This is a genomic window from Hydrophilobacter chitinilyticus, assembly GCF_049860745.1.
Lineage (GTDB): Bacteria > Pseudomonadota > Gammaproteobacteria > Burkholderiales > Burkholderiaceae_C > Rhodoferax_B.
This window is the reverse complement of record NZ_CP187561.1, coordinates 4223730-4247383: the sequence shown is the minus strand read 5'-3', so window position 1 is coordinate 4247383 and position 23654 is coordinate 4223730. Positions and strand designations below refer to the sequence as shown.

General features: G+C 62.3%; 18 protein-coding genes. 9 read left to right on the top strand and 9 right to left on the bottom strand.

Translation table 11 applies throughout. The features are described from left to right. Genes nuoL through ACPWMG_RS18815 form a run of 6 tightly spaced genes read left to right on the top strand, consistent with a single transcriptional unit; the run spans position 1 to position 6545 of the window. Positions 1 to 2049, top strand: a complete 2049-nt coding sequence (gene nuoL, locus ACPWMG_RS18840; protein WP_483301019.1) for an NADH-quinone oxidoreductase subunit L — start codon at positions 1 to 3, stop codon at positions 2047 to 2049. A gap of 13 nt (positions 2050 to 2062) precedes the next feature. Further along, entirely contained in the window at positions 2063 to 3541 is a 1479-nt protein-coding gene (locus tag ACPWMG_RS18835) for an NADH-quinone oxidoreductase subunit M (RefSeq protein WP_483301018.1), read from the top strand. Positions 3542 to 3568: 27 nt separating this feature from the next. After that, on the top strand, positions 3569 to 5056 hold the full coding sequence (gene nuoN, locus ACPWMG_RS18830) for an NADH-quinone oxidoreductase subunit NuoN (RefSeq protein ID WP_483301017.1): 1488 nt from the start codon (positions 3569 to 3571) through the stop codon (positions 5054 to 5056). Positions 5057 to 5080: 24 nt separating this feature from the next. Then, complete coding sequence (locus ACPWMG_RS18825) at positions 5081 to 5383, top strand: DUF2818 family protein (protein ID WP_483301016.1); 303 nt, start codon at positions 5081 to 5083, stop codon at positions 5381 to 5383. Positions 5384 to 5428: 45 nt separating this feature from the next. Next, positions 5429 to 6007 carry an NUDIX domain-containing protein gene (locus ACPWMG_RS18820; RefSeq protein ID WP_483301015.1) on the top strand — a complete coding sequence of 193 codons (579 nt, stop codon included), beginning with the start codon at positions 5429 to 5431 and terminating at the stop codon, positions 6005 to 6007. Between the two features lie 28 nt (positions 6008 to 6035). Continuing rightward, positions 6036 to 6545, top strand: coding sequence for a DUF1178 family protein (locus tag ACPWMG_RS18815; RefSeq protein WP_483301014.1), 510 nt, complete (start codon positions 6036 to 6038; stop codon positions 6543 to 6545). A 44-nt stretch (positions 6546 to 6589) separates the two neighbouring features. On the opposite strand, the gene ACPWMG_RS18810 is transcribed toward ACPWMG_RS18815, so the two are convergent. From ACPWMG_RS18810 to ACPWMG_RS18770, 9 genes are all read right to left on the bottom strand, one after another. Continuing rightward, positions 6590 to 7468 carry a patatin-like phospholipase family protein gene (locus ACPWMG_RS18810; RefSeq protein ID WP_483301013.1) on the bottom strand — a complete coding sequence of 293 codons (879 nt, stop codon included), beginning with the start codon at positions 7466 to 7468 and terminating at the stop codon, positions 6590 to 6592. A 210-nt stretch (positions 7469 to 7678) separates the two neighbouring features. Continuing rightward, positions 7679 to 8998: a Glu/Leu/Phe/Val family dehydrogenase gene (locus tag ACPWMG_RS18805; RefSeq protein WP_483301012.1), complete on the bottom strand. Its 1320-nt coding sequence runs from the start codon at positions 8996 to 8998 to the stop codon at positions 7679 to 7681. Positions 8999 to 9159: 161 nt separating this feature from the next. After that, on the bottom strand, positions 9160 to 11409 hold the full coding sequence (gene yccS, locus ACPWMG_RS18800) for a YccS family putative transporter (protein ID WP_483301011.1): 2250 nt from the start codon (positions 11407 to 11409) through the stop codon (positions 9160 to 9162). A gap of 71 nt (positions 11410 to 11480) precedes the next feature. After that, positions 11481 to 13115 carry a DUF4139 domain-containing protein gene (locus tag ACPWMG_RS18795; RefSeq protein WP_483301010.1) on the bottom strand — a complete coding sequence of 545 codons (1635 nt, stop codon included), beginning with the start codon at positions 13113 to 13115 and terminating at the stop codon, positions 11481 to 11483. 116 nt (positions 13116 to 13231) lie between these two features. Next, positions 13232 to 13858: a nitroreductase family protein gene (locus ACPWMG_RS18790; protein ID WP_483301009.1), complete on the bottom strand. Its 627-nt coding sequence runs from the start codon at positions 13856 to 13858 to the stop codon at positions 13232 to 13234. A 214-nt stretch (positions 13859 to 14072) separates the two neighbouring features. Continuing rightward, complete coding sequence (locus ACPWMG_RS18785; RefSeq protein ID WP_483301008.1) at positions 14073 to 16466, bottom strand: TonB-dependent siderophore receptor; 2394 nt, start codon at positions 16464 to 16466, stop codon at positions 14073 to 14075. Between the two features lie 90 nt (positions 16467 to 16556). Then, positions 16557 to 17549 (bottom strand): FecR family protein, encoded by a 993-nt coding sequence (locus ACPWMG_RS18780; RefSeq protein ID WP_483301007.1) that lies wholly within the window; start codon positions 17547 to 17549, stop codon positions 16557 to 16559. Next, positions 17546 to 18034, bottom strand: coding sequence for a sigma factor-like helix-turn-helix DNA-binding protein (locus ACPWMG_RS18775; protein WP_483301006.1), 489 nt, complete (start codon positions 18032 to 18034; stop codon positions 17546 to 17548). The genes ACPWMG_RS18780 and ACPWMG_RS18775 overlap by 4 nt, the downstream gene beginning before the upstream one ends. Positions 18035 to 18183: 149 nt before the next feature. Further along, positions 18184 to 20013, bottom strand: coding sequence for an ABC transporter transmembrane domain-containing protein (locus ACPWMG_RS18770; RefSeq protein WP_483301005.1), 1830 nt, complete (start codon positions 20011 to 20013; stop codon positions 18184 to 18186). A gap of 102 nt (positions 20014 to 20115) precedes the next feature. Between ACPWMG_RS18770 and ACPWMG_RS18765 the strand changes: the two genes are divergently transcribed. The 3 genes from ACPWMG_RS18765 (at position 20116) to ACPWMG_RS18755 (ending at position 23637) form a co-directional block, all read left to right on the top strand. Then, the gene (locus tag ACPWMG_RS18765) at positions 20116 to 20682 is read left to right on the top strand and encodes a MarR family winged helix-turn-helix transcriptional regulator (RefSeq protein WP_483301004.1); all 567 of its coding nucleotides are present in this window, start codon (positions 20116 to 20118) and stop codon (positions 20680 to 20682) included. Continuing rightward, positions 20679 to 22166 (top strand): efflux transporter outer membrane subunit, encoded by a 1488-nt coding sequence (locus tag ACPWMG_RS18760; protein ID WP_483301003.1) that lies wholly within the window; start codon positions 20679 to 20681, stop codon positions 22164 to 22166. The genes ACPWMG_RS18765 and ACPWMG_RS18760 overlap by 4 nt, the downstream gene beginning before the upstream one ends. Before the next feature lie 64 nt (positions 22167 to 22230). After that, a complete protein-coding gene (locus tag ACPWMG_RS18755) occupies positions 22231 to 23637 on the top strand; it encodes an EmrA/EmrK family multidrug efflux transporter periplasmic adaptor subunit (RefSeq protein ID WP_483301002.1) in 1407 nt (468 codons plus the stop codon). Positions 23638 to 23654 lie beyond the last annotated feature (17 nt).

Here is a 23654-nt window from a genome sequence, read left to right as displayed (position 1 = left end):
ATGAGTCAAACACTCTCAGCAGCAACATTGTTGGCGGTTCCGCTCGCGCCCCTGGCTGGCGCGTTGCTGGCCGGTATTTTGGGCACGCAGTTCGGCGGCAATAAATTTGGCCGACGCGCTTGCCACAGCCTCACCATCCTGGGCGTTTTCATTGCCTTCGTGATCTCTGCGATGACGCTGAAAAGCGTGGCCGTGGACGGTGCGCGTTTCAACGAAACGCTCTACACCTGGATGACGGTCGGCAACCTCAAGATGGAGGTCGGTTTCCTGGTGGATGGCCTGACCGCCATGATGATGGTGGTGGTGACCTTCGTGTCGCTCATGGTGCACATCTACACCATCGGCTACATGCAAGAAGACGACGGCTACAACCGCTTCTTCTCGTACATCTCGCTGTTCACGTTCTCAATGTTGATGCTCGTCATGAGCAACAACATGCTGCAATTGTTCTTCGGCTGGGAAGCAGTGGGCTTGGTGTCGTACCTGCTGATCGGTTTCTGGTTCAACAAGCCTTCAGCCATCTTTGCCAACATGAAGGCCTTCCTGGTCAACCGTGTGGGCGACTTCGGCTTCATTCTGGGCATCGGCCTGTTGGCTGCCTACGGTGGTACGCTGAACTACACCGAAACCTTTGCCAAGGCAGGCGAGTTGGGCGGCATGACCTTCCCAGGTACCGACTGGATGTTGGTCACCGTGATCTGCATCTGCCTGTTCATCGGCGCCATGGGTAAGTCGGCACAGTTCCCATTGCACGTCTGGCTGCCAGACTCCATGGAAGGTCCTACACCGATCTCCGCACTGATCCACGCCGCCACCATGGTGACGGCCGGTATCTTCATGGTGGCACGTATGTCGCCACTGTTCGAGCTGAGCGATACGGCGTTGAACTTCATCATGGTGATCGGTGCCATCACGGCGCTGTTCATGGGCTTCCTGGGCATCATCCAGAACGACATTAAACGTGTGGTCGCGTATTCCACGCTGTCGCAACTGGGTTACATGACCGTGGCGCTGGGCGCATCGGCCTACTCGGTGGCGGTGTTCCACTTGATGACCCACGCGTTCTTCAAGGCCTTGTTGTTCCTGGGCGCTGGCTCGGTGATCATGGGCGCACACCATAACCAGGACATCCGTTGGATGGGCGGCATGCGCAAGTACATGCCTATCACTTGGATCACCTCGTTGATTGGCTCGTTGGCTTTGATCGGTACCCCGTTCTTCGCGGGCTTCTACTCTAAAGACAGCATCATCGAAGCCGTGCACGAAACGCATCTGGCAGGTTCGGGCTTTGCCTACTTTGCCGTGATGGCTGGTGTGTTCATCACCGCGTTCTATTCGTTCCGCATGTATTTCTTGGTGTTCCATGGCAAAGAGCGCTTTGACCAGAACCCGGATGCACACCACGACGATCATCATGACGACCACCATGCCCATGACGATCATGGCCACGGTCATCACGATGCCCACAAGCCGCATGAATCGCCATGGGTGGTTACGCTGCCGCTGATCTTGCTGGCGATTCCGTCTGTCATCGTCGGTTTCATCTTCATTGAACCCATGCTGTTTGGCGACTTCTTCCGCGACGCGATTTTCATCAATGGTGAAAAACACCATGCGATGGAAGAGTTGAAGGAAATCTTCCATGGCGCCACGACCATGGCCATCCACGGCTTCACGACCTTGCCGTTCTGGCTGGCGCTCGCTGGTGTGGTGTCGTCGTACTACATGTACATGATCAACCCCGCGTTGCCTACCGCCATCAAGCGCATCTTCAGCCCGATCTACACCTTGTTGGAAAACAAGTACTACCTCGACTGGTTCAACGAAAACGTTCTGGCCCGTGGCGCGCGTGCGCTGGGCACAGTGTTCTGGAAAGTTGGCGACCGTTTCCTGATCGACGGCATGGTGGTTAACGGTTCATGGAAAGTTGTGGGAGCGGTCTCCAGCGTGGTGCGTTGGTTCCAAACCGGCTTCATCTACCACTACGCTTTGGTCATGATCCTCGGCGTGTTTGGTCTGATGACGTATTTCTTGTTGTTCAACAACTAGAGGCAGAAGAAAAATGGGATTGTTGAGCCTTTCAATTTGGACGCCGATCTTTTTTGGTGTCGTGCTGCTCGCGCTGGGGCGTGACGAACACGCCAAGGCGGTGCGCTGGGTCGCCCTCATCGGCGCCGTGGTCAGCTTGCTGGTCACCTTGCCGCTGTACACCGGTTTTCACATCGGCACTTCCGAGATGCAGTTTGTCGAAAACGCAAGCTGGATTCCACGCTTCAACGTCAACTACCACCTGGGTGTGGATGGTTTGTCGATGTGGTTTGTGCTGCTGACCGCTTTCATCAACGTCATCGTGGTGATTGCCGGCTGGGAAGTGATCACCCAGCGCGTCAACCAATACATGGGCGCGTTCTTGATTTTGAGCGGCCTGATGATCGGTGTGTTTGCTGCACTCGACGGCATTTTGTTCTACGTGTTCTTTGAAGCCACGCTGATCCCGATGTACCTGATCATCGGTATCTGGGGCGGCCCGAACAAGATCTACGCGGCGTTCAAGTTCTTCCTCTACACCTTGCTCGGCTCGTTGCTGATGCTGGTGGCGCTGATTTTCCTGTACACCAAGTCGGGCGGTAGCTTTGACATCGCCACGTGGCACAAACTGCCGCTGGATAGCCGCTCGCAAACGCTGCTGTTCTTTGCCTTCTTTGCCGCCTTTGCGGTGAAGGTGCCCATGTTCCCAGTGCACACCTGGTTGCCAGACGTGCACGTGGAAGCGCCCACCGGTGGTTCCGCTGTGCTGGCGGCCATCATGCTGAAGCTGGGTGCTTACGGCTTCCTGCGTTTCTCCATGCCCATCGCCCCTGACGCCGCGCGTGAATGGGCTTGGCTGATGATCGCCTTGTCGCTGATCGCCGTGGTCTACGTCGGTTTGGTGGCGATGGTGCAGCAAGACATGAAGAAGCTGGTGGCTTATTCGTCGGTGGCGCACATGGGCTTTGTGACCCTGGGCTTCTTCATCTTCAACGACCTCGGCGTGTCCGGCGGTCTGGTGCAGATGATTGCCCACGGCTTTGTGTCGGGCGCCATGTTCTTGTCGATTGGTGTGTTGTACGACCGCGTGCACTCGCGTGAAATCGCCGACTACGGTGGCGTGGTCAACACCATGCCCAAGTTTGCGGCCTTTGCCTTGTTGTTCACCATGGCCAACAGCGGCTTGCCAGGCACCGCCGGTTTCATTGGTGAATGGATGGTGATTTTGGGTGCTGTGCGCGCCAACTTCTGGATCGGCCTGGGTGCTGCCACGGCGTTGATCTTCGGTGCCGCTTATTCATTGTGGATGTTCAAGCGTGTGTACCTCGGGCCCGTTGGCAACGACCATGTGAAGGAATTGAAAGACATCAACGCACGCGAGTTCTTCATGTTGGCTTTGCTGGCCATTGCCGTGCTCGCCATGGGTCTGTACCCCAAGCCGTTCACCGATGTGATGGACGCTTCGGTGGCTGACCTGCTGAAGCACGTGGCCCTTTCCAAACTGCCGAATTGAACTGACCCGTTGGATTGAGAGAATAAGATGATTGACAAACTCAGTTTGGTGACGGTTTACCCCGAGATATTCTTGCTGCTGATGGCCTGTGTCATCACGCTGGTAGATCTGGGTGTGAAAAGCCCACGCCGTACGCTGACCTATGTGCTGACCATGCTGACCTTGGCAGTTGTGGCGGTGTGGGAAGCCGATCGTGCCATGAGCGGCACGACGCTTTACGGCTTCAACAGCATGCTGGTGAGCGATGCCATGGGCAACTGGCTCAAGTGTTTCGCCACGGTCGCTGTGATGGTGACGCTGGTCTACGGCCGTCCATATTCCGCTGACCGCGACATGTTGCGTGGCGGTGAAATCTTCTCGTTGAGCATGTTCTCCCTGCTGGGCATGTTTGTGATGATTTCCGGCAACCACTTCCTGGTGATCTACCTGGGCCTGGAACTGCTGACGCTGTCGAGCTACGCCTTGGTGGCTCTGCGCCGCGACAACGGCACCGCCACCGAAGCCGCCATGAAGTACTTCGTGCTCGGCGCCATGGCTTCTGGCTTCTTGCTCTATGGGTTGTCGATGATGTATGGCGCCACCGGCAGCCTGAACATCGGTGAAGTGGTGAAGGCGATTGCTTCGGGTCAAGTGAAGCACCAAGTGTTGGTGTTTGGTTTGGTGTTCGTGGTGGCCGGTCTGGCGTTCAAGCTTGGCGTGGTGCCATTCCACATGTGGATCCCAGACGTTTACCAAGGTGCACCCACGTCGATCACGCTGATGATCGGCGGCGCGCCCAAGTTGGCCGCTTTCGCCATCGCATTCCGTTTGTTGATCGAGGGCATGTTGCCGCTGGCGATCGACTGGCAGCAAATGTTGGTCGTGTTGTCGGTGTGTTCGTTGGCCCTGGGTAACCTAGCCGCCATCGCGCAAACCAACCTGAAGCGCATGCTGGCGTACTCGACCATTTCGCAAATGGGCTTTGTATTGCTGGGCTTGTTGTCTGGCGTCATCAACGGCAGCGTCGCTGGCATTGAAAACGCCTACAGCTCGGCCATGTTCTACGTGGTGACCTATGTGTTGACCACGCTGGCAGGCTTCGGTGTGATTTTGCTGCTGGCCCGCGAAGGCTTTGAAAGCGAAGAAATCTCTGACCTGGCTGGCTTGAACGAACGCAGCCCGCTGTACGCGGCAGTCATGGCGATCTGCTTGTTCTCCATGGCGGGTATCCCTCCGATGGTCGGCTTCTATGCCAAGCTGTCGGTGCTGCAAGCCTTGATCACCTCGGGCTCTACCGCCCACATCGTGTTGGCCGTGTTTGCCGTGGTGATGTCGCTGATCGGCGCCTTCTACTACCTGCGTGTGGTCAAGGTCATGTACTTTGATGCTCCCATTACGGCCACCACCGTGTCGGCTCCGCTGGACGTACGCGCGGTGCTGTCGGTCAACGGCGCGCTGGTGCTGTTGCTGGGCATCGTGCCTGGTGGCCTGATGACGCTGTGTGCCAAGGCTGTGGTCTTGGCCCTGGGCACCTAAGCTGTTCTTTGCCGAGGCGGTTGCATGAACCAGTCCGCCTCGGTTTGGCTCATCGTCGTTCTGGCGATGGTGGCGGCCAACCTGCCATGTTTCAGCCAGCGCCTGTTTCTTTTCATCCGCCTGCAAAAGCCCAAATCGCTGGGCTTGCGCTTGGTGGAGCTGCTGGTGTATTACCTGGCAGTGGGCCTGATCGGCTTGACCCTTGAACAACACCTGGGGCAAATAGCGCCCCAAGGCTGGGAGTTCTATGCCGTCACCGGCACGCTTTTCTTGACGCTGGCCTTCCCCAGCTTTGTGTACCGCTACCTGCTGAAACACGCGCGCTGACGTTGCGCAGTGGGCGGTGGTCTTTTCGACGTAAAGTTAAAACACATGACCACCGCAGACCAACACCTCACCGAACACCTCACCTCACGCGAAGAGCTACTGACCGGCAATTTCTTGCGTGTACGCCGCGACACCGTTCGCCTGCCCAACCAGCGCAGTGCCACGCGCGAATACATCCAGCACTCGGGTGCCGTGATGGTGGTTCCGCTGCTGGACGATGGCAGTGTGGTGCTGGAGCGCCAGTTTCGCTACCCCATTGGCAAAGTGCTGATCGAGTTTCCGGCCGGCAAAATCGACGCGGGTGAAGATCCGTTGCGTTGCGGCCAACGCGAGCTGCTTGAAGAAACCGGCTACACCGCCAAAGAGTGGGCCTACGCGGGTGAACTGCACCCCGTGGTTTCTTACTCCACCGAGGCGATCCAGGTCTATTTCGCGCGCGGCTTGACGCTCGGCCAACGCAAACTCGACGAAGGGGAGTTCCTCGACGTGTTCACCGCCACCCAAGCCGAGCTGCTGGAATGGTGCCTGACCGGCAAGGTGACCGACAGCAAAACCCTGGCGGGCATGCTGTGGCTACAGAATTACAGCCTCGGCGCACGGGCTTTACAGTGGCAGCCGGCCTAGCCAAAGACCGCTGCAGGATAATTCAGGCATGAAAGTGCTTGATTTACAGTGTGCGCACAGCCACGTGTTCGAAGGTTGGTTTGGCTCGGATGACGAGTTCCAGAGCCAGCTCGCGCGCGGCTTGATCGAGTGCCCGATGTGTGGCGACAGCAGCATCGTCAAGCGCTTGAGCGCGCCGCGTTTGAATCTGAGTGCTTCGCGCGAGTCGCGTGGTTTGTCTGAGTCGCGTATTGAGTCACGTGAAGCCCGAGCGGAGACAGATGCACCTCCATCGGCATCCCAAGCGGTCGTACCGGCCAACCCCGCCCCGGCCGCTTTGCAACAAGCCTGGATGCAGGCCGTGCGCCACGTGATGGCCAACACCGAAGACGTGGGCACCCGTTTTGCCGAAGAGGCTCGGCGCATCCACTACGGCGAAGTCGAAGACCGCAACATCCGTGGCAAAGCCAGCCCAAAGGAAACCGAGGCCTTGCTGGAGGAGGGCATTGCGGTGATGCCACTGCCGATTCCAGATGCGCTGAAAGAGCCGCTGCAGTAGTCCTTGCTGGTTCGGCGAAGTGCCTCTACGGAGCTGTGCGAAGGTTAGTTTGACGTCAGCAGCTTTCGCCCCTCATGCCAGCCTTGATTGTAGGTGAGCTGGATGTCTGTTCCGTTGGTGAAGTCGAGAGTCCCAGCGGGAACTGCTCTTGTCGGTTGAAGGTAAACCCTTCGTCCGTGTTCAAATATCTGCGGCCAAGCGGGCCGATGGCGGGTGAGCAAAATCAGTGTCTGCGCGTCGTGTTCCCGCGAAATAGGCAGGGGAATGTTGTCGTGAAAACCGCCATCCAAGGCCGGGCTTCCTTTTACGCGATGCAGCGGGGTCAAGGGCACGGCTGAACCCGCCGACAGTAATAGGTTGTGCGCTTCTTTTAGGCTGGTGCATGCATTGAGTTCGTGGTGTTCTGCGCGAAAGCCCATACGATATGGGAGTCGGCCATGAACGCCCTTCAGCCAGAGCTTTTCGGTGGCATAGAGTCCTAGTGCTAGGGCTGCAGATAGCAGTGGAGGTACACGTGGCATGAGGCGGGTGACGACGACGTCGATCTTCAGTGCTGATACACCCAACTGCCCCAAGTCATGTTCATCCAGGAAACTTTCCACCCAGGTGCGAAACACTCTCGGCAAGATGAAGGGTCTGCGCCCACGTAGCAGTGCACTCCACTCCACGTTTCGCGGGATGCTGTTGAAGTACCCCACGCCTTGACGAAGCGACGCTTGCAGGTTTCCTGTTGCGATTGCTGTCGCTATGCTCGCACCAGCACTGGTTCCAATGAAGCGCTCAGGAGCCCAGCAGGCATGCCCACTCAGCGCCTCGGCCATTCCCCCTTGCCACCAGCATCGATTGCCTCCGCCTGCAAAAACGATGCGGGTGTAGGTTCGGCCGAGAAGTTGGGCTGGACTGAGGCGCGAAATATTGAGCAAGCGTGTTCCTGGAAACCGAAGGGGCGTTGTCGTGCCGAGGGGATCAATTCAATTGCACAGTGCTGACAGACACAGCGGGTTCGCGGTGTTTGGAATGGGCGCAACCACCTCAGCATTGTGCCGGTGTCGTTGCGCCGAGGCACGAACCGCAACGGGTTCAGCAGTCGCTTAAATCGAAATCGACAAAGCGCGCTCGGGCGGAACGTGAGATCAAGGATACAGACCGCGCAGTTCGCGGGTGTGCAGAATGCGTTTGCAAGCCACGATAAACGTTGCAGTACGCAAGCTCACCTTGTTTTCATTCGACACTTGCCATACCGCCGTGAACGCGTCGCGCATCACCTTGACCAGGCGCGCGTTGATCTCGTCTTCGTCCCAGAAGAAGCTCGAGAAGTCTTGCACCCACTCGAAGTAGCTCACCGTCACGCCACCGGCGTTGGCGATCACGTCGGGCAGCACCAGGATGTTGCGTTCGTGCAAGATGTCGTCGGCCTCGGGCGTCGTCGGGCCGTTGGCGCCTTCGATGATCATCTTGGCCTGGATGCGGCCGGCGTTGGCTTTGGTGATTTGCTGCTCAAGAGCTGCCGGGATCAGGATGTCGCAAGGCACTTCCCAGAACTTGTCATCGGCCAGCACTTCTGCGTCTTTGAAGCCACCCACGCTGCCGTGTTCGGCCACGTGGCGCAGCAGGGCCGGCACGTCCAAACCGGCTTCGCGGTAGATGGTGCCGCCATGGTCTTGCACGGCTACCACGCGGGCGCCGGCTTCGGCAAACAGCTTGCCGGCCACACCACCCACGTTACCGAAACCTTGCACGGCCACGCGTGCTGTCGACACGTCCATGCCGATGTGTTTGGCGGCTTCCACGCCCACGGTGAACACGCCACGGCCGGTGGCTTCACGGCGGCCCAGCGAGCCACCCAAGTCCACTGGCTTGCCGGTGACCACACCAGTAGCGGTGGAGCCTTGGTTCATCGAATAGGTGTCCATCATCCACGCCATGATCTGGTCGTTGGTGTTGACGTCGGGTGCGGGAATGTCCTTGTTCGGCCCAATGATGATGCCGATCTCGCTGGTGTAGCGGCGTGTCATGCGCTCCAACTCGCCGCGCGACAGCGTCTTCGGATCGACGCGAATACCGCCCTTCGCGCCGCCGTAAGGCACGTTCACCGCGGCGTTCTTGATCGACATCCAGGCCGACAGCGCCATCACTTCTGACAGCGTGACGTCCTGGTGAAAACGCACACCGCCCTTGCCTGGGCCGCGCGAGGTGTTGTGCTGTACGCGGTAGCCTTCGAAGTGGGCCACGGTGCCGTCGTCGAGGTGGATCGGCACATCGACAACCAAGATGCGCTTGGGGCGTTTGAGCGTTTCAACCCAGCGCGCGAGGTTGCCCAGGTAGGGCTCCACGCGATCGACCTGCTGCAGAAAAATACCCCAGGGGCCGATGTGATCGGCGTTGAGGTAAGAGGGCAGCGGATGCGCGGTAGGCGCAGGCAAATGTGCTGGGTTGGATGGCTTGCTTGACATACAAATCCTTGTGGGATGACGAGAAGCCGCAAGCTTATGCCGCTGTTTGCACGATGTCTAACGCCAGCTTGTCACGGATGTATGCGCAAGTTGCATAACAACCGGGCGCGGTTTCACATGGATTAAATGCTAGGGGCTGCGCGGCTGGAAATCGCCTTAGGCTAAGTTGGTTGCGGTGGCGAAACAACGACCTCGGGTACGCCCTCAGGCGCTTGCATTTGCAGCAGCCGCGCAGCCTGCAAACGCAGCGGTGCCAGCAGTTGGCCGATGTGCAGCAACTGCGTTTGCACCACCTGGTGCACCGGTTCCGCGCCTGCCATGCCTTGCGGCAACGCTTGCAGCTGTGCGAGCAATGTCGCTTCTTCGGCGCTGGCCGGTGGCACGGGCTGACGTTTGGCTAAGCTTTCGCTGAGTTGCACCAGCACCGCGCTGATGTGGGTAGTGGCCTGCTGCAGCGCGGCTGGCCCCGCCGCTTCCTGCATCTGTTCGCGGTGCGCGCCGAGTGCGGAAAGGTAGTTCAACAGCGTGTGCGACAGCAGCAGAAAACGTAGTGCTCCATCGCCGCTGCCTTGCACAAAGCCAGGCTCTTGGTAAAGGTTGAACAGCGCGGTAGAGAACGCCGCATCGGCGTTGTGCGCATTGCGCCGCGCCAGGCGATAGGCCAAGTCGTCGCGCTTGCCGCTGTGGTACTGCGCCATGATGGCGCGCAGGTAGATGGCACAGCAGGCCATGGCGCGCGCGCCCACTTCGTGCATGCGCCGGCCTTGCCAATCGGGCAGCACCAGGAACATGGCCACACCGGCGATCAAACTGCCGAGCACGGTGTCGACCAGGCGCGGCACGATGAGCACGTGACCGTCGCCAATCTGGTTGAAACACAGCAGCACCAACAACGTGATGGCCGCCGTGCCCAGGGTGTAGCGGCGCGTGCGGCTGGCAAAGAACACCACGCCCGCCACCACCGCAAAGATGGACTGCACCAGCAAGCTGGGGAACAGGGTGAACAGCGCCCAACCCGCCACCAAACCCAGCAGTGTGCCGATGATGCGTTGCACCATGCGCTTGCGTGTGGCGCCGTAGGTTTGTTGGCAGACGAACAACGTGGTCAGCATGATCCAGTAGCCCTGGCTGGCGTGGATCCAATGCAGCAGGCCATAACCCGCCGCCAGCGCCAGGCTCAGGCGCACAGCGTGGCGAAACAGCGGGGTGTTGGGCGTGAGCTGCAGGCGCACACGGTCCCAGGCGTCGCGCAGCGATTGTGGCGAGCGGTCGAGCAGGCTTTCGTCATCGGCACCGGCTTCTTGTTCGTTCGAGCTGGCACGGGCCAGGCGGGCTTCGAGCTTGCCGAGGTTTTTAGCCAAGGCGGTCAACGAACCCAGCAGCGATAACCAGCGCTGTGATGGTTGGGTGACGGTGTCCTCCAAATGCGCCAGCGCGTCTTGCAAGTCGCGCAGCGCTTGGGCGCTGGCCGGACCCTTGTCGATGGGGCGGTTCAGCAGGATGTCTTGCCCTATGCGGGCACAGGCCGAGCCTTGCAGGGATAGCAGCCGCTGGCAGCGAAACAACACGTCGCTGTGGAAAAAAGCCTCGGTGAGTTCGCTGTACGGCGAGTGCGAAGAGCTGGCGCGCTCGTGCACGTCCTGCGCAATGAAATACAGCCGCAGATAGTGCTGCATGCGCTGGCTGGGCGCGGTGCCCAGGCGGCTCAGAATGGTTTCTTTGGCGGTGTTGAGTGCGCCCACCACTTCGCCGTTGCGCTGCGCCAACCCGAGGCGTTTGACCTCTTGGTCGATGCCGCGCACGGGTTCAAACAGCGACGCCTTCAGGCGCAAATACTGGCCCAGGGTTTGGTAGAGACTGGCCAGGTGTTGCTGCACCGGCTGGTGCGGAAACAGCGCACACCACAACACCGATAACAAGCCATACCAAGCTGCGCCCGACAACAGCAACACCGGCTCCAACCAAAACACGTGTGGGGCGCCCGACGTGCGCTGGTGGTCCATGCCAATCATGGTGTACAGCGACAAGATCAACGAGCCGTACGCAATCGCCTTGTAGCGCGGGCTGATGGCGCCCAGCATGGTCAGGCAAAACGTGGCGACCAGCAGGCCGCAGACAAACAGCCAGGGCCGGTCGAACATCGCCTGCACGGCAAACGCCGTGAGCGCAAAACACAGCAGCGTGACGAGCAATGCGCGCAGACGGCCGCGCCAGTTGTCATCGGTCTCGGCCAGCGCGCAGGCGATGGTGCCCAAGTACACCGGCATCACCAGCGCCATCTGGTCGGTGTGCCAGCCAAACACCATGGTGACGCTCAGGGCGATCAGGATGCGCAGGCTGTAGGGAAACGAGTCGATCGCCCAGAGTTGACGTGTGGTTTGGCGCAGTGACGAAGGCAAGGCGAAGTTCATGGCGCAATGCTATCGATTCAGAAGCTGTTTGCGCGCGTTGGTACTGCCTCAGCGCCTAATTTTCTTTAAATTTACCGCGACTCTTCCAGTTGGGCATCTTTGGGATAGGCCACCTCGTACTCGGCGGTGAAGCGCGCGGTTTTACCCGCGTCGAGTGTGCTGCTCCACAACACCACGCCAGACTGCTCATTCCAACTTTGGGTGCTGGGCAGCGGGCTGAACTTGGCCTTCACGCTGACCTTCGCGTCCACGGCCACGGGCGAGGCTTCCAGCACTTGCAAGGCTACCGGCGTGGTGTGCCGGTTTTCCACGCGGTAGGCGCGGGTGGTGGAGCGCAGGGCTTGCGTGCCCACAAAGCCGGCGGTGGCCTGCATGTCTTTTTGCGGCTCGACCTGCACCAGCACCAACTCGTCGCGGCCGAACGACAGGCTCCATGGCCGGGCGTCGCCAGTGCGCAGGCTGTCGGTGCCGACAAAGGCGCCGTCGCGGTACAACTGCAGCGGCCCGGTGGGCCACACGCCTGCGGGTTGCGGCAGTTCGGCCACCAGCCAGGCGCTGGCGTCGGCCAAGGGCGTCGTGCGGGTGAACAGTTGCGGCGTGGTGTCGATGCTGCCCAGCGCAAGGGTGACGCGCTGGCCGTTGGAGGGCAGGTCGATGTTTTGCGGTACGTTGAATTCGGTGGCGAAGCTGTTGTCGAACACGCTCACGTCGAACGAGGGGGTCGCCACGTCGGCGGGTTCGCGCATGGCCACCATCGCCGGGGCCGGGGCGGCCATCGCGCGCATCATGTCGCCACGCTCGCTCAGCGCCTGTTGTGGCGGTGGCGGGGGCGCTATGCCAATGTTCCAAGGGCGTGGCGTTGGGCCAGTCGTCCCTTGGCGCGGCTGCCCGGTCGACAACTTCATGCGCACGCCCGACCAGTCTTCGCCCGAGCTTTGCGCCACCAAGGCTTGGCGTTCCAGCCGCAAAGTGTTGGTGCGTGTGTTCAGCAGGGCGCGGTAGGTGGGCGTCCAGCCTGGGCCTCTGACCTGGTAGCTCAGGCGCACCTCGGCGTCGCGTGGGGCGTCGAGCGTCACGCCCACGGTGACCACGCGCGCGCGGCCGGCCTGGCTGCGGCTACGCTCGGCCAACAAGGGCTTCAAGGCGCGGTCGAGTTCTTCTTGCTGGCGGGCAATCTGGTGTTGCCTCGTGCCGGCCTCTTGGCTGTTACGGCGCAGCGCCTCTACCGTAGCGCCAATGCTGCTGGGATTGCTTGGCGCGTTGGCTGTCGCAGTACCGGTGGGCGCGGCCACGCCCTTGAGGTAGCTGTTGACCAACACCAGCGCGTTGTTCTCGTTGGCAAGGGTGGCTTTTTTGTCTTCAAGCTCGCGGATGCGGGCATCCAGCGGCGATGTCGCGCAGGCCGGCACAGCGTCACGCGCTTCAGTCAGCACCGACAGCTCGCCCACGCGCACCGAGGCATCGGCCACCACGGCCAGGCTCTGCACATCCACACTCGCTGGCAAACACGCAAATGCCAGCTTCTTGGCGCCAGCCGCCACGCGGGCCACACGCTCTACCGTGGCGCTGCCGGGGTAGAGCGTGACCTGGGTGATGCGTGAATCGGTTGCCGAGCCAGAGGTAGGGCTGGGTTGCGCTTGCGATGCGGCGGTGCTGAAAAGGCAGGCCAGCGCTGCAAGATGCGTGAGCTTGAAAGTGGTGTGCATGGAGAGAGCCGTTTGCTATGGGTTTGGGAGCTTGTCACGCATATGCTATCTGCGCTGACGGCCAATTTATGTCCTAAATTGCAACGCCGCCCAACGCAGGCTCTCTGGGGTTGCCCTCAAGTCGTCGCGGCGGGCTCGGTGGTTTGCAGCGCGCCGCCGGGCGCCCATTCCCGCACGAAGCGGTGCCGTGCTGGCCGCTCCACATGCTGCGCGGCTTCTTTGGGGGTGCCGATGTAGAGGAAGCCAATCAACTCGTCGGTGGCGGCAAAGCCCAACGCCTTTTTCACGCTGTCGTCGTGGCTGTTCAGGCCTGTGGCCCAAAAGCCACCGTAACCCAGCAGGTGCAGGCCATTGAGCAGGTTCATGGCGGCCGCGCCCACGGCCAGGAGTTGCTCGCTTTGCGGCACTTTGTGGCCGGGCCGCAGGTGTGCGCCCATGGCGATCAGCAGCGGTGCGGCCATGGCTTTGTGGCGAAAGCGTTCGGCGTCGCCCTGCGGGTCGCGTGCCTTGGCCGCCTGCACAAAAACTTCGCCCAGCGCCTGGCGTGCCTCGCCGCGCACCAGCACAAAACGCCAGGGCTGCAGTTGGCCGTGGTCGGGGGCGCGCAGCGCTAGGTCAAGTACTTGGTCGAGTTCGGCTTCGGATGGTGCCGGCTCTGTGAGCGGCCAGCGTGATTGCCGGGACATCAGCAGCTTGAGGGCGCTTTGTGGTGTGGAGAGAGCGGTGTGTGGTGCCGTGGTCATGGGAGAGTGCCTTTCGTCAGAGCGGGTGGTGCGGCTGGTGACGGAGGCGCGCGGTCAGTTAACAGGAAGTGACCGGGAGAAACGGCTGGTGCGTCATGGCTTGCATTGATTTTAGATAAGAGGAATTCTCATCTGCGAGCGATGCGAATTGACCTCACTGGCCGCGTTGTGATGCTGGCGCCCTAGCCGCAGGCCCAGCATCTCTCACAGATCTTTAGAACCGGTACTTCGCCGACAAGGTGGCCGCGCGTTCCGCCGCCCGGTAGCACTCGCCGTGGTAGCAGATCGAGAAGTACTCTTTGTTCAACAGATTGCTGACGTTCAACGCCAGCCGCCAACGGCCGCTTTCGAAATGCACGGCCGCATCAAACACCGTGGCGCCGCCCTGGAAGGTGGTGTTGTATTCGTCGTTGGCGCGGCGGCCCACATAACGTGCGCCCGCCCCAAAGCCCAGGCCGTTGCCCCACACGTAGTCCAGCCACACGGCAGCGCTTTGGTCGGGCACCAGGGGCAGGTCTTTGCCCATTTCATCGGGGTCGGCGCTTTGCAGCACGCGGGTGGCGGTGCGGGTGTAAGACGCGGTGGCGTTCAGGCCGGGCAGCACTTCGCCTTTGGCTTCCAGCTCCAAGCCGCGTGAACGTTGGCGGCCCACTTGCCGGCCCTCGAAGGTCATGGGGTCGTAGGTCACCACATTGGTTTTGCGCAGGTCGAATACGGCGGCGGTGTACAGCGTGCGCGAGCCCTCGGGTTGGAACTTCACGCCGGCTTCCACCTGTTTGCCACGGCTGGGTTTGAAGGGCTGGTTTTGTGCGTCCACGCCGCTGTTGGGCAAGAAGGATTCGGTGTAGCTCAGGTAGGGCGCGACGCCTTGGCCTGCGAGGTAGGTCACACCGGCGCGGCCGCTGAACGCGTTGTCGTGCTGCTCGCTACGTTCGCTGTTGAGGTGGTCGTCGGTGGTGGCATTCACGCGGTCTTGCCGTCCGCCCAGGGTCAGCACCCAGCGGTCGGCCCACTTGATCTGGTCTTGCACGTAGACGCCCAATTGCTCGGTGGTTTGCTGGTAGTCGCGCATGGCGCGGGTGGGCGTGGCAACTGTCTGGCCGTACACCGGTTGGTTCAGATCGAGCGTGGGGGCGTCGCCAATGGCACGCTGGCTTTTGCCTTTGAGCCTGTTCCAGTCCACCCCGATCAGCAGCGTGTGCTCGGTGTTGGCGGTGCGCAGTTTGCCTTGTACGTTGGTGTCGAGTGCGGTCTGGTGCAGCGGCTCGTTCCAGGTGCGCGCCACGCGGTTGACGGTGTGGCCGTCGTCGTCCAAAGAGTCGAACCACACGGCGCGCCGGTCCATTGAGATTTGCGTGTGGCGCAGGTTCTGGCGCAGCGTCCAATCCTCATTCAATCGCGTCTCGAATCTGTAGCCCAGAGATGCCTGCTCTTGCTGGATGCCGCTGAAACTCCAGTCGCCCATCTTGATGGGCAGGTACTGGCCGTTGGCGTTGAAGTAGTAGGGGTCTTCGGATGATTTGTTCTTGAGGTATTCACCCAGCAAGGTGAACGAGGTGCCGGCGTTGGGCTGCCAGCGCAGCGAGGGTGCGAGGTAGGTGCGCGTGCGGTTGAGCTTGTGGCCGTCGCTGTATTGGTCTTGGTCGTTGCTGTCGAGTAGCACCCCCACCAGCCGGTAGCTGAGGTCGGAGTTGGTCGATGCATCACCTAACTGGTCGCCCAAGTCGAACGCCAGCTGTTGGCGTTGAAAGCTGCCGTACTGCAGTTCCACTTCGCGGATGCGCGCGCCGTTGGGCTGCTTGCTCACGCGGTTGATGATGCCGCCCGCATCGCCCTGGCCAAACACCATGGACGACGGCCCGCGCAGCACCTCCACACGTTCCAGTCCATAGGGTTCGGTCATGTAGTAGTCGGTGCCGAAAGGCGTTTGCGCCAGGCCGTCGCGGTAGGTGCAGGTGTAGGCGTTGAAGCCGCGCAGCAACACGTCTTCCCAGCCCCGGTTGTCGGGCCCGTAGGTGCTGGTGGTCACGCCCGGCGCGTAGCGGATGGCGTCCATCACATCCAGTGCGCCGCGCGCTTCCATTTCCTCGCGGCCAATGACAGAGATCGACTGCGGAACTTCCAGAAGAGGTGTGTCGGTCTTGGTGCCAGTGGCGCTGCGCTTGGCGGCGTAGCCCCACACCGGGCTGGTGGCCGTCTCGGGCTCGGCATTGGCCGTGACGGTAACGGGGGCCAGGGCCGAGGTAGCCTCGTTGCGCCGCTGGATCACGATGGCCGAGCCGCTGGGGGCTGCCACCAGCCCGGTATCGCCCAGCACACGTTGCAGCGCCTGCGCCAGCGTCAAACCGCCTTGCACGGCCGGTGCCGCGTGGCCAGCGGCCAGAGACGCATCGACCGAAATCGCCACGCCCCATTCGCGGGCCAGGGCGTTGATGGCTTGACCCAAAGGCTGCGCCGGTAAGGCCACGGTGCGCTGCACCGTAAGGGTGGTGGCTGCAGAGTTTTGGGCTCGTGCTGGGTTGCTCGCGGTGATGCCTGCCATTGCGAGGGCGCAGGCAAAGAAAATCAGGTTCAAGCGGTGGTTTTCGGGCTGGTGGTGTCGGCGCATGTTGGTTGTCCTTGGGAGTGTTCTCACCTGGAAGACGCACGACACGCCAAACACCGGACAATTATTTTCAGACGCGGCCACGAAGGCGCTTCATCGCTTCTGCACACGCACCGTGCCACCGGCCACCCGCTCCACCCCTACCGGTAACACCTTGGGCAAGCTGGCGACAAAAGACTCGGGTTCGCGCACCCGGAAGCTGCCGGTGATGCGCAGCGCCTCCAGCGCGGCATCGTCGGCCAGCACGATGGGCTGCGCCAGGTAGTCGTTCCAGCGCGCCACCGCTTCGGGCAGCGGCGTCTGGTCGAACACCAGCCAACCCTGGCGCCAGGCGGCCACGTCTTCGGGTTTGACCTCGCGTCGCGCCAAGCGGCCATCGGCATAGACGCGTAGGCTTTGGCCGGCGCTGAGGTGTTCGTCTGGCGGGGCGTCGCTAACCCTTTGGCGCGTGGCCCACACGGCAACCCGCCCCTCCGCCACGGCCACGTCCATGTAGTGCTGGCGTACGTCCACGCTGAACACCGTGCCCAGCACCCGCACATGGCCCCACGCGGTTTGCACCACGAAAGGTTTGTCCGCATCGTGGGCCACGTTGAAGCGAATTTCACCTTCGGCCAGGGTGACCTCGCGGCGATCGCGGTACAGCGTGGCTCGGGCCGCGGTGAGTGGCGCCAGGTCGAGCTGGCTGCCGTCTTGCAAGGGGCGGCTCAGCAGTTGGCCGCGCCCGGTTTTCAAGGCCAGTTGCTGCAGCGGCTGCTGCCATAACCAGCGGCCGGTGCCGCCAAGCGCGGCCAGCAATCCCGTAACGCCGAGGGTGGCCACGACGCGGCGGCGCGTTGGCTCCGCACGGGCGCGTGCGGGCATGGGAACACTGTCTTGCAGTGCCCGTGCGTCGGTGGCGGCCCAGCCGCGCAGTGCGGCCTGAGCGGCCATCTCGTGGGCTGGTGCAGTGCTGCGCCAGCGTGCGAATTCGTCTCGTGCGAATGCTGCGGTGGCAGCGTCGCCGCCGTGTTGGCGCGCAACCAGCAGCAGGGCGTAGTCCAAGAGTTTGCGCGAGGCTCTAGCCGAGAAATTGGCTGTATTCATAGCGTTTTTCCGCCCGCCAGGGTCATGCAGTCGAACACGGCGCGCACGATGTGTTTCTCGATCGCGGCCACGGTGCTTTGCTGGTGCGCCGCCGCTTCGGCATGGCTGAAGCCGTAAATCCGCACCAACACAAAAGCTTCGCGGCGCAGGCGCGGCATGGCGGTCAATCGCGCGGCCAGGCGTTCCAGTTGCTGGCGTGCGTGCACCATGCGCTCGGTGGAGGGCGCCTCGTCGGCGCACACCAACGCCAAAGTTTCCAGCATGCGTGCTTCAGCCTCGCGGCGGCGTGCGCCGTCCACCACAATGTTTTTGCCGGTATGGAACAACAGGGCACGCAGGTTCTGGATGGTGCTAGCATTGGCGCCATTCGTGCGCATGGCCAGCACGCGCGCATAACTCTCTTGCACCACGTCAGCAGCAGCTTCGCGGTCGTTGAGCGAACGCGAGAAGAAACGAACCAGTTCGGCGTAATAAGGCGCAGCCACAACCACTCATCCAAAAGGAGGGGCCCGTCAGAGTGCGTTGAGACGTGGCGGCGGCTGGGCTCTAGCGTGGAAGGCGACGGGGACGGCGGCAGTATACGCAACCAACGAGAATTGTTCTCATGTGGCTGCGTTCTCCAACGCGCCCCGGGTCAGCTCGTGAACTGCAGCGCCGCCAGCCGCGCGTACACGCCGCCTGCGGCCACCAAGGCGTTGTGTGTGCCAACTTCGACGATGCGGCCTTGCTCCAGCACCACAATGCGGTCGGCCTTTTGGACGGTGGCCAAGCGGTGCGCGATGACAAGCGTGGTGCGGCCCAGCATGGCCGACTCCAGCGCGGCTTGCACCATGCGTTCGCTCTCGGCGTCGAGCGCGCTGGTGGCTTCATCGAGCAGCAGCAGCGGCGCGTTTTTCAGCATGGCGCGGGCGATGGCGATACGCTGGCGCTGGCCGCCAGACAGGCGCACACCACGTTCGCCCAGGAAGGTGTTGTAGCCCTCGGGCAGGGCGCGGATGAAGGCGTCGGCAAACGCGGCTTGAGCGGCGGCCATCACTTCGGCGTCGGTGGCCTCGGGGCGGCCGTAGCGGATGTTTTCCAGTGCGCTGGTCGAGAAGATCACCGCGTCTTGCGGCACGATGCCCACGCGCTGGCGCAGGGCGCTCAGGGCCAGCGTGTTGGTGGCCACGCCGTCGAGCGCGATGCGGCCAGACTCAGGGTCGTAAAAACGCAGCAGCAACTGGAACACCGTGCTCTTGCCCGCGCCGCTGGCGCCCACCAACGCCACGGTTTCGCCAGGCTTCACATCCAGGCTGAAGTCGCTGAGCGCAGCGGTGGCGGGGCGCGAAGGGTAGTGGAACGTCACCTTGTCGAAAACAATAGCGCTCCCCGCAACCGGGGTGGGCGCTATGGCCGGATTGGTTGGTGATGTGATGGGCGACTCGGTGTTCAGCAATTCCATCAGCCGCTCGCTCGCACCCGCTGCGCGCAGCAGGTCGCCATAGACCTCGCCCAGCACAGCTGTCGAGCTGGCCAGAATGATCACGTACACCACGGTTTGGCCCAGGTGCCCGGCGCTGATGTCGCCGCGCAGCACGGCTTGTGTGCCTTGGTACAGGCCCCACAGCAAGGCTGCAGAGGTGGCGATGATGATGAACGCCACCAGCACCGAGCGCGCCTTGCTGCGGCGCACCGAGGTGTCGAACGCGTTGGCGGTGGATTGGTCGAAGCGCGCCGCCTCGCGGCCCTCGGCCGTGTAGCTCTGCACCACCGGAATGGCGTTCAGCACCTCGGCTGCAATCGCGCTGGCATCGGCCACGCGATCCTGGCTGGCGCGCGACAGCTTGCGCACACGCCGGCCAAACCACACGCTGGGCAGCACCACCAAAACCAAGATGCCCATCACCTGCGTCATCACATACGGGTTGCTCCACACCAGCATGCCCAGGGCGCCAATGCCCATCACCGCGTTGCGCAGGCCCATGCTCAGCGATGAGCCCACCACGGTTTGCACCAGGGTGGTGTCGCCGGTCAGGCGCGACAACACCTCGCCGGTTTGCGTGGTCTCAAAAAACTCGGGGCTCTGCTGTACCACGTGGGCGTAAACGGCGTTGCGCAAATCGGTGGTCACGCGTTCGCCCAGCCAACTCACCATGTAGAAGCGCCCGGCCGAAAACAGCCCCAGCGCGGCGGCCACGGCAAACAGCCCGAAGAAGTGTTCGCGCAGGGCCAGCAATTGCGCGCCCGGGTCCACCTGGCCTCCCTTGGCGGCCACAAAGCCGTTGTCGATCAATGCGCGTAACGCCAGCGGAAACACCAGCGTGGCGGCCGCCGCCAGCACCAGCAACACCCCCGCCAGCACGATGCGCCAACGGTAGGGACGCAGAAACGGCAGCAGGCCGGTCAGTGCCTTGGGCGAGGCTTTGGCGGGGGTTGTTGCGCTGGGGGCGGGCGCAGCAATGGAGGCGGTGGCATTGGTGGTCATGGGCGGAGTGTAGCCAATACGGTGCAAAAGTTGCCCAGACAAAAGATGACAAAACATTAGATGCCTTGACATTGTGTGACTAGTCAATTAATATTCGCGTCCATGAATGCAAAGCCAGAATCCCAGTCGGACCTTCCATGCGACGTTGTAGAGCCGGGTGCTGCCGGCGCTCCAACGCCCGCAGGCAAGCTGCAGCCTGCCAGTTTCTACAAGCCCGAAGCCTATGCGCTGATGAACAGCGTGGGTCACATGATGCGCAAGATCGTCGGCACCGTGAGCCAGGAGGCCGAGCGCCAACTGGAGCCCGTGGGCCTGACCCACGCCCAGTGGGTGCCGCTGTACAAGTTGGCGCTGGGCCACGCGTCAACGGTGGCTGAATTGGCGCGTGGCTGCCAGTTGGATGCGGGCGGCATGACGCGCCTGCTTGACCGCATGGAAGCTAAGGGCCTTTGCCGTCGCGTGCGTTCCAGCGAAGACCGCCGCGTCGTCAACATCGAGATCACCCCCGAAGGCCTGGAGGCCGCCAAGCACATTCCCGTGGTGCTCAGCGGTATTCAAAACGCCTTTTTGGCCGGTTTCAGCGAAGACGAGTGGAAAACGCTGACCGGGTTTTTGACACGCATTCTGGACAACGCGGAAGCCTTCACCGCATCTGAAAAGCAACCATGAAAACGACCAATAACATTCAATGGATTTCCTCCGGCGCACGCCGTGGTTTGCGCTTCGCTTTGGCCGCCACGGCCATTGCTGCGTTGACCGCCTGTGCCAACTTCTCGGGCATCACGTCCGAGGCCAAGCCGCTGGACACCGCCGCACTCGGCCTGGCGTTCCAAGACCCGGCCAGCACCGGCATCCGTGCCGAATGGTGGCAAGGTTATGGCGACGGCCAGCTCAACGCCCTGGTGGCACAAGCCCTGGCCACTAGCCCCAGCCTGAAGCTGGCGCAAGCCCGCTTGGCGCGTGCCCAAGCGGTGAGCGAAACGGCAGGTGCGGCGCTGCTGCCCCAAGTGGGGGCGCAAGCCGATGCCACGCGCCAGCTCTACACCGAGAACGGCTTGTACCCTGCGCCCCTGGCAGGCTCGATCCGCAACTCGGGCACTTTGCAGCTCAACGGCAGTTGGGAGCTTGATTTCTTCGGCAAGAACCGCTCCGCACTCGATGCCGCTCTGGGCACCGTGCAAGCTGCTGAGGCCGATGCACAAGCCGCGCGTGTGTTGCTGTCCACCCAAGTGGTGCAAAACTACTTTCAGCTGATGCGCCTGCAAGCGCGCATGAAAGTCTCTGAGCGCACGTTGGCCCAGCGCGACGAAACCCTGAAGCTGGTGCACGACCGCGTGTCTGCCGGCCTGGACACCAACTTAGAGTTGCGCCAAAGCGAAAGCGGCCTGCCCGAAGCCCGCTTGGTGATCGAAGAACTCAAAGAACAAATTGATTTGACGCGCAACGCCTTGTCGTACCTGGTGGGCCAGCCCCACGCGGCCGACAAACTGGTTACGCCCGATCTGTCGGTGGTGCAGCCCTTCCCGCTGGCCAGCAACATTTCGGTCGACCTGCTGGGCCGCCGTGCCGACATCGCCGCCGCGCGCTGGCGCGTCGAAGCCGCCACCAAAGATGTGGCCAGCGCCAAGGCGCAGTTCTACCCGAACATCAACCTGGTGGGCTTTGTCGGCCTCTCCAGCATTGGCCTTGGCCGCTTGACCGAAGCCGGTAGCGAGCAGTGGGGCGTGGGCCCGGCCTTGCGCCTGCCGATCTTTGATGCCGGCCGTCTGCGTGCCAACCTGCGTGGCAAAACCGCCGACCTGGATGCGGCGGTGGAAAGCTACAACAACACCGTGCTCGCCGCCCTGCGCGAAGTGGCCGACGAACTGGCTTCGACCGAAGCCATCCGCCGCCAGCAAGTGCAGCAAGAGCTGGCGCAGAAAGCGGGCGAGGGCGCCTACGACATCTCGGTGCAGCGCTACAAGGCCGGCCTGGGCACTTACCTGAACGTGCTCACGTCCGAAACCATTGTGCTGAACCAACGTCGCCAAAAGGTCGACCTGCAAGCCCGCCTGCTCGACAACCAGGTGCGTTTGATCCACGCGCTCGGCGGTGGCTACACCGCGCCTGCCGCCACGCCAGTCCTCACAAAGAGCGCAAGCCTGGCGAACTGAGCCAAGCCCCAAGCCTCCCCCCATTTCATTTCGACCCCTACACCCTGTTGAGAGCCTTCACATCATGAACGCACCGCAAACCTCTTCCGCTCCCGCCGCAACCCCTGCTGCCGGTAACCCCAAGCGCCGTAAGGCCCTCACCGCCATCGCCGCTGCCGTAGTGGTGGTCGGCCTGGGCTGGACGGCCTACGAATGGCTGGTCGCCAGCCACTACGAGAACACCGACAACGCCTACGTGCAAGGCAACGTCATCCAGATCACGCCGCAAGTCGGCGGCACGGTGATGGCCATCATGGCCGACGACACCGACTTCGTCACCGCTGGCCAGCCGCTGGTCAAGCTTGACCCGGCTGACGCCCGCGTGGCCCTGCTGCAAGCCGAAGCAGGCCTGGCCGGCGCCGTGCGCCAAGTGCGTACGCTGTACGCTAACAACGGCACGCTGTCTGCGCAAATCAACCTGCGCGCCGCCGACGTGACCCGCGCGCAAACCGAAGTCACCCGTGCACAAAGTGAAGTGGCGCGCGCCACCGAAGATCTGGCCCGTCGCCAGGCGCTCAGCGGCAACGGCGCCGTGTCGCAAGAAGAACTGAACCACACCAAAACCCAACTGGCCAACGCCAACGCGGCTGTGGCGGCTGCCAAAGCCAACGTGGTGGCGAGCGAAGCCGGTGTGGTGGCTGCGCGCGAGCAACTGGTGAGCAACCAAGCGCAAACCGAAGGAACCAGCATCGAGCAACACCCGAGTGTGCAAGCCGCTGCCGCCAAGGTGCGCGAAGCCTATCTGGCGCAACAACGTGCGGCCTTGCCTTCGCCAGTGGACGGCTACGTCGCCAAGCGCACCGTGCAACTCGGCCAACGTGTGGCCGCTGGTACCACGCTGATGTCGGTCGTGCCTTTGAGCCAAGTGTGGGTCGATGCCAACTTCAAGGAAGTGCAACTGCGCAACATCCGCCTGGGCCAACCCGTCAAGTTGACGGCCGACGTCTACGGCAAGAAGGTGGAATACAGCGGCACCGTGGCCGGTCTGGGCATAGGTACTGGCGCCGCGTTCTCGTTGCTGCCCGCGCAAAACGCCACCGGCAACTGGATCAAGGTGGTGCAACGTGTTCCGGTGCGCATCGCGCTCGATCCCGAGCAGGTCAAGGCCAGCCCGCTGCGTGTGGGCCTGTCGATGGACGCCACGGTCGACGTGTCGCAAAAAGACGGTAAGTCGTTGGCCGATGCGCCGCGCGCTGCACCGCTGGCCAGCACCACGGTGTACGCCACGCTCGACAAGGGCGCAGACGCTGAAGTCGCCCGCGTGATCGCTGCCAACTTGGGCCGTCCTCTGGCCAACCAGAATGGCAAGGCTGGCAAGCCCGGCCAGGCGCCCAAAGAAGGTGCCGCCGACGCAGCCGATGCGGGCCCCGGCAGCGCCGTGCCTGCGCCTCGCAACTTGGCCGCCGTGACCCCAGCGGTCATCGCGCAGTAACTGCAGCGGCTCAGAGG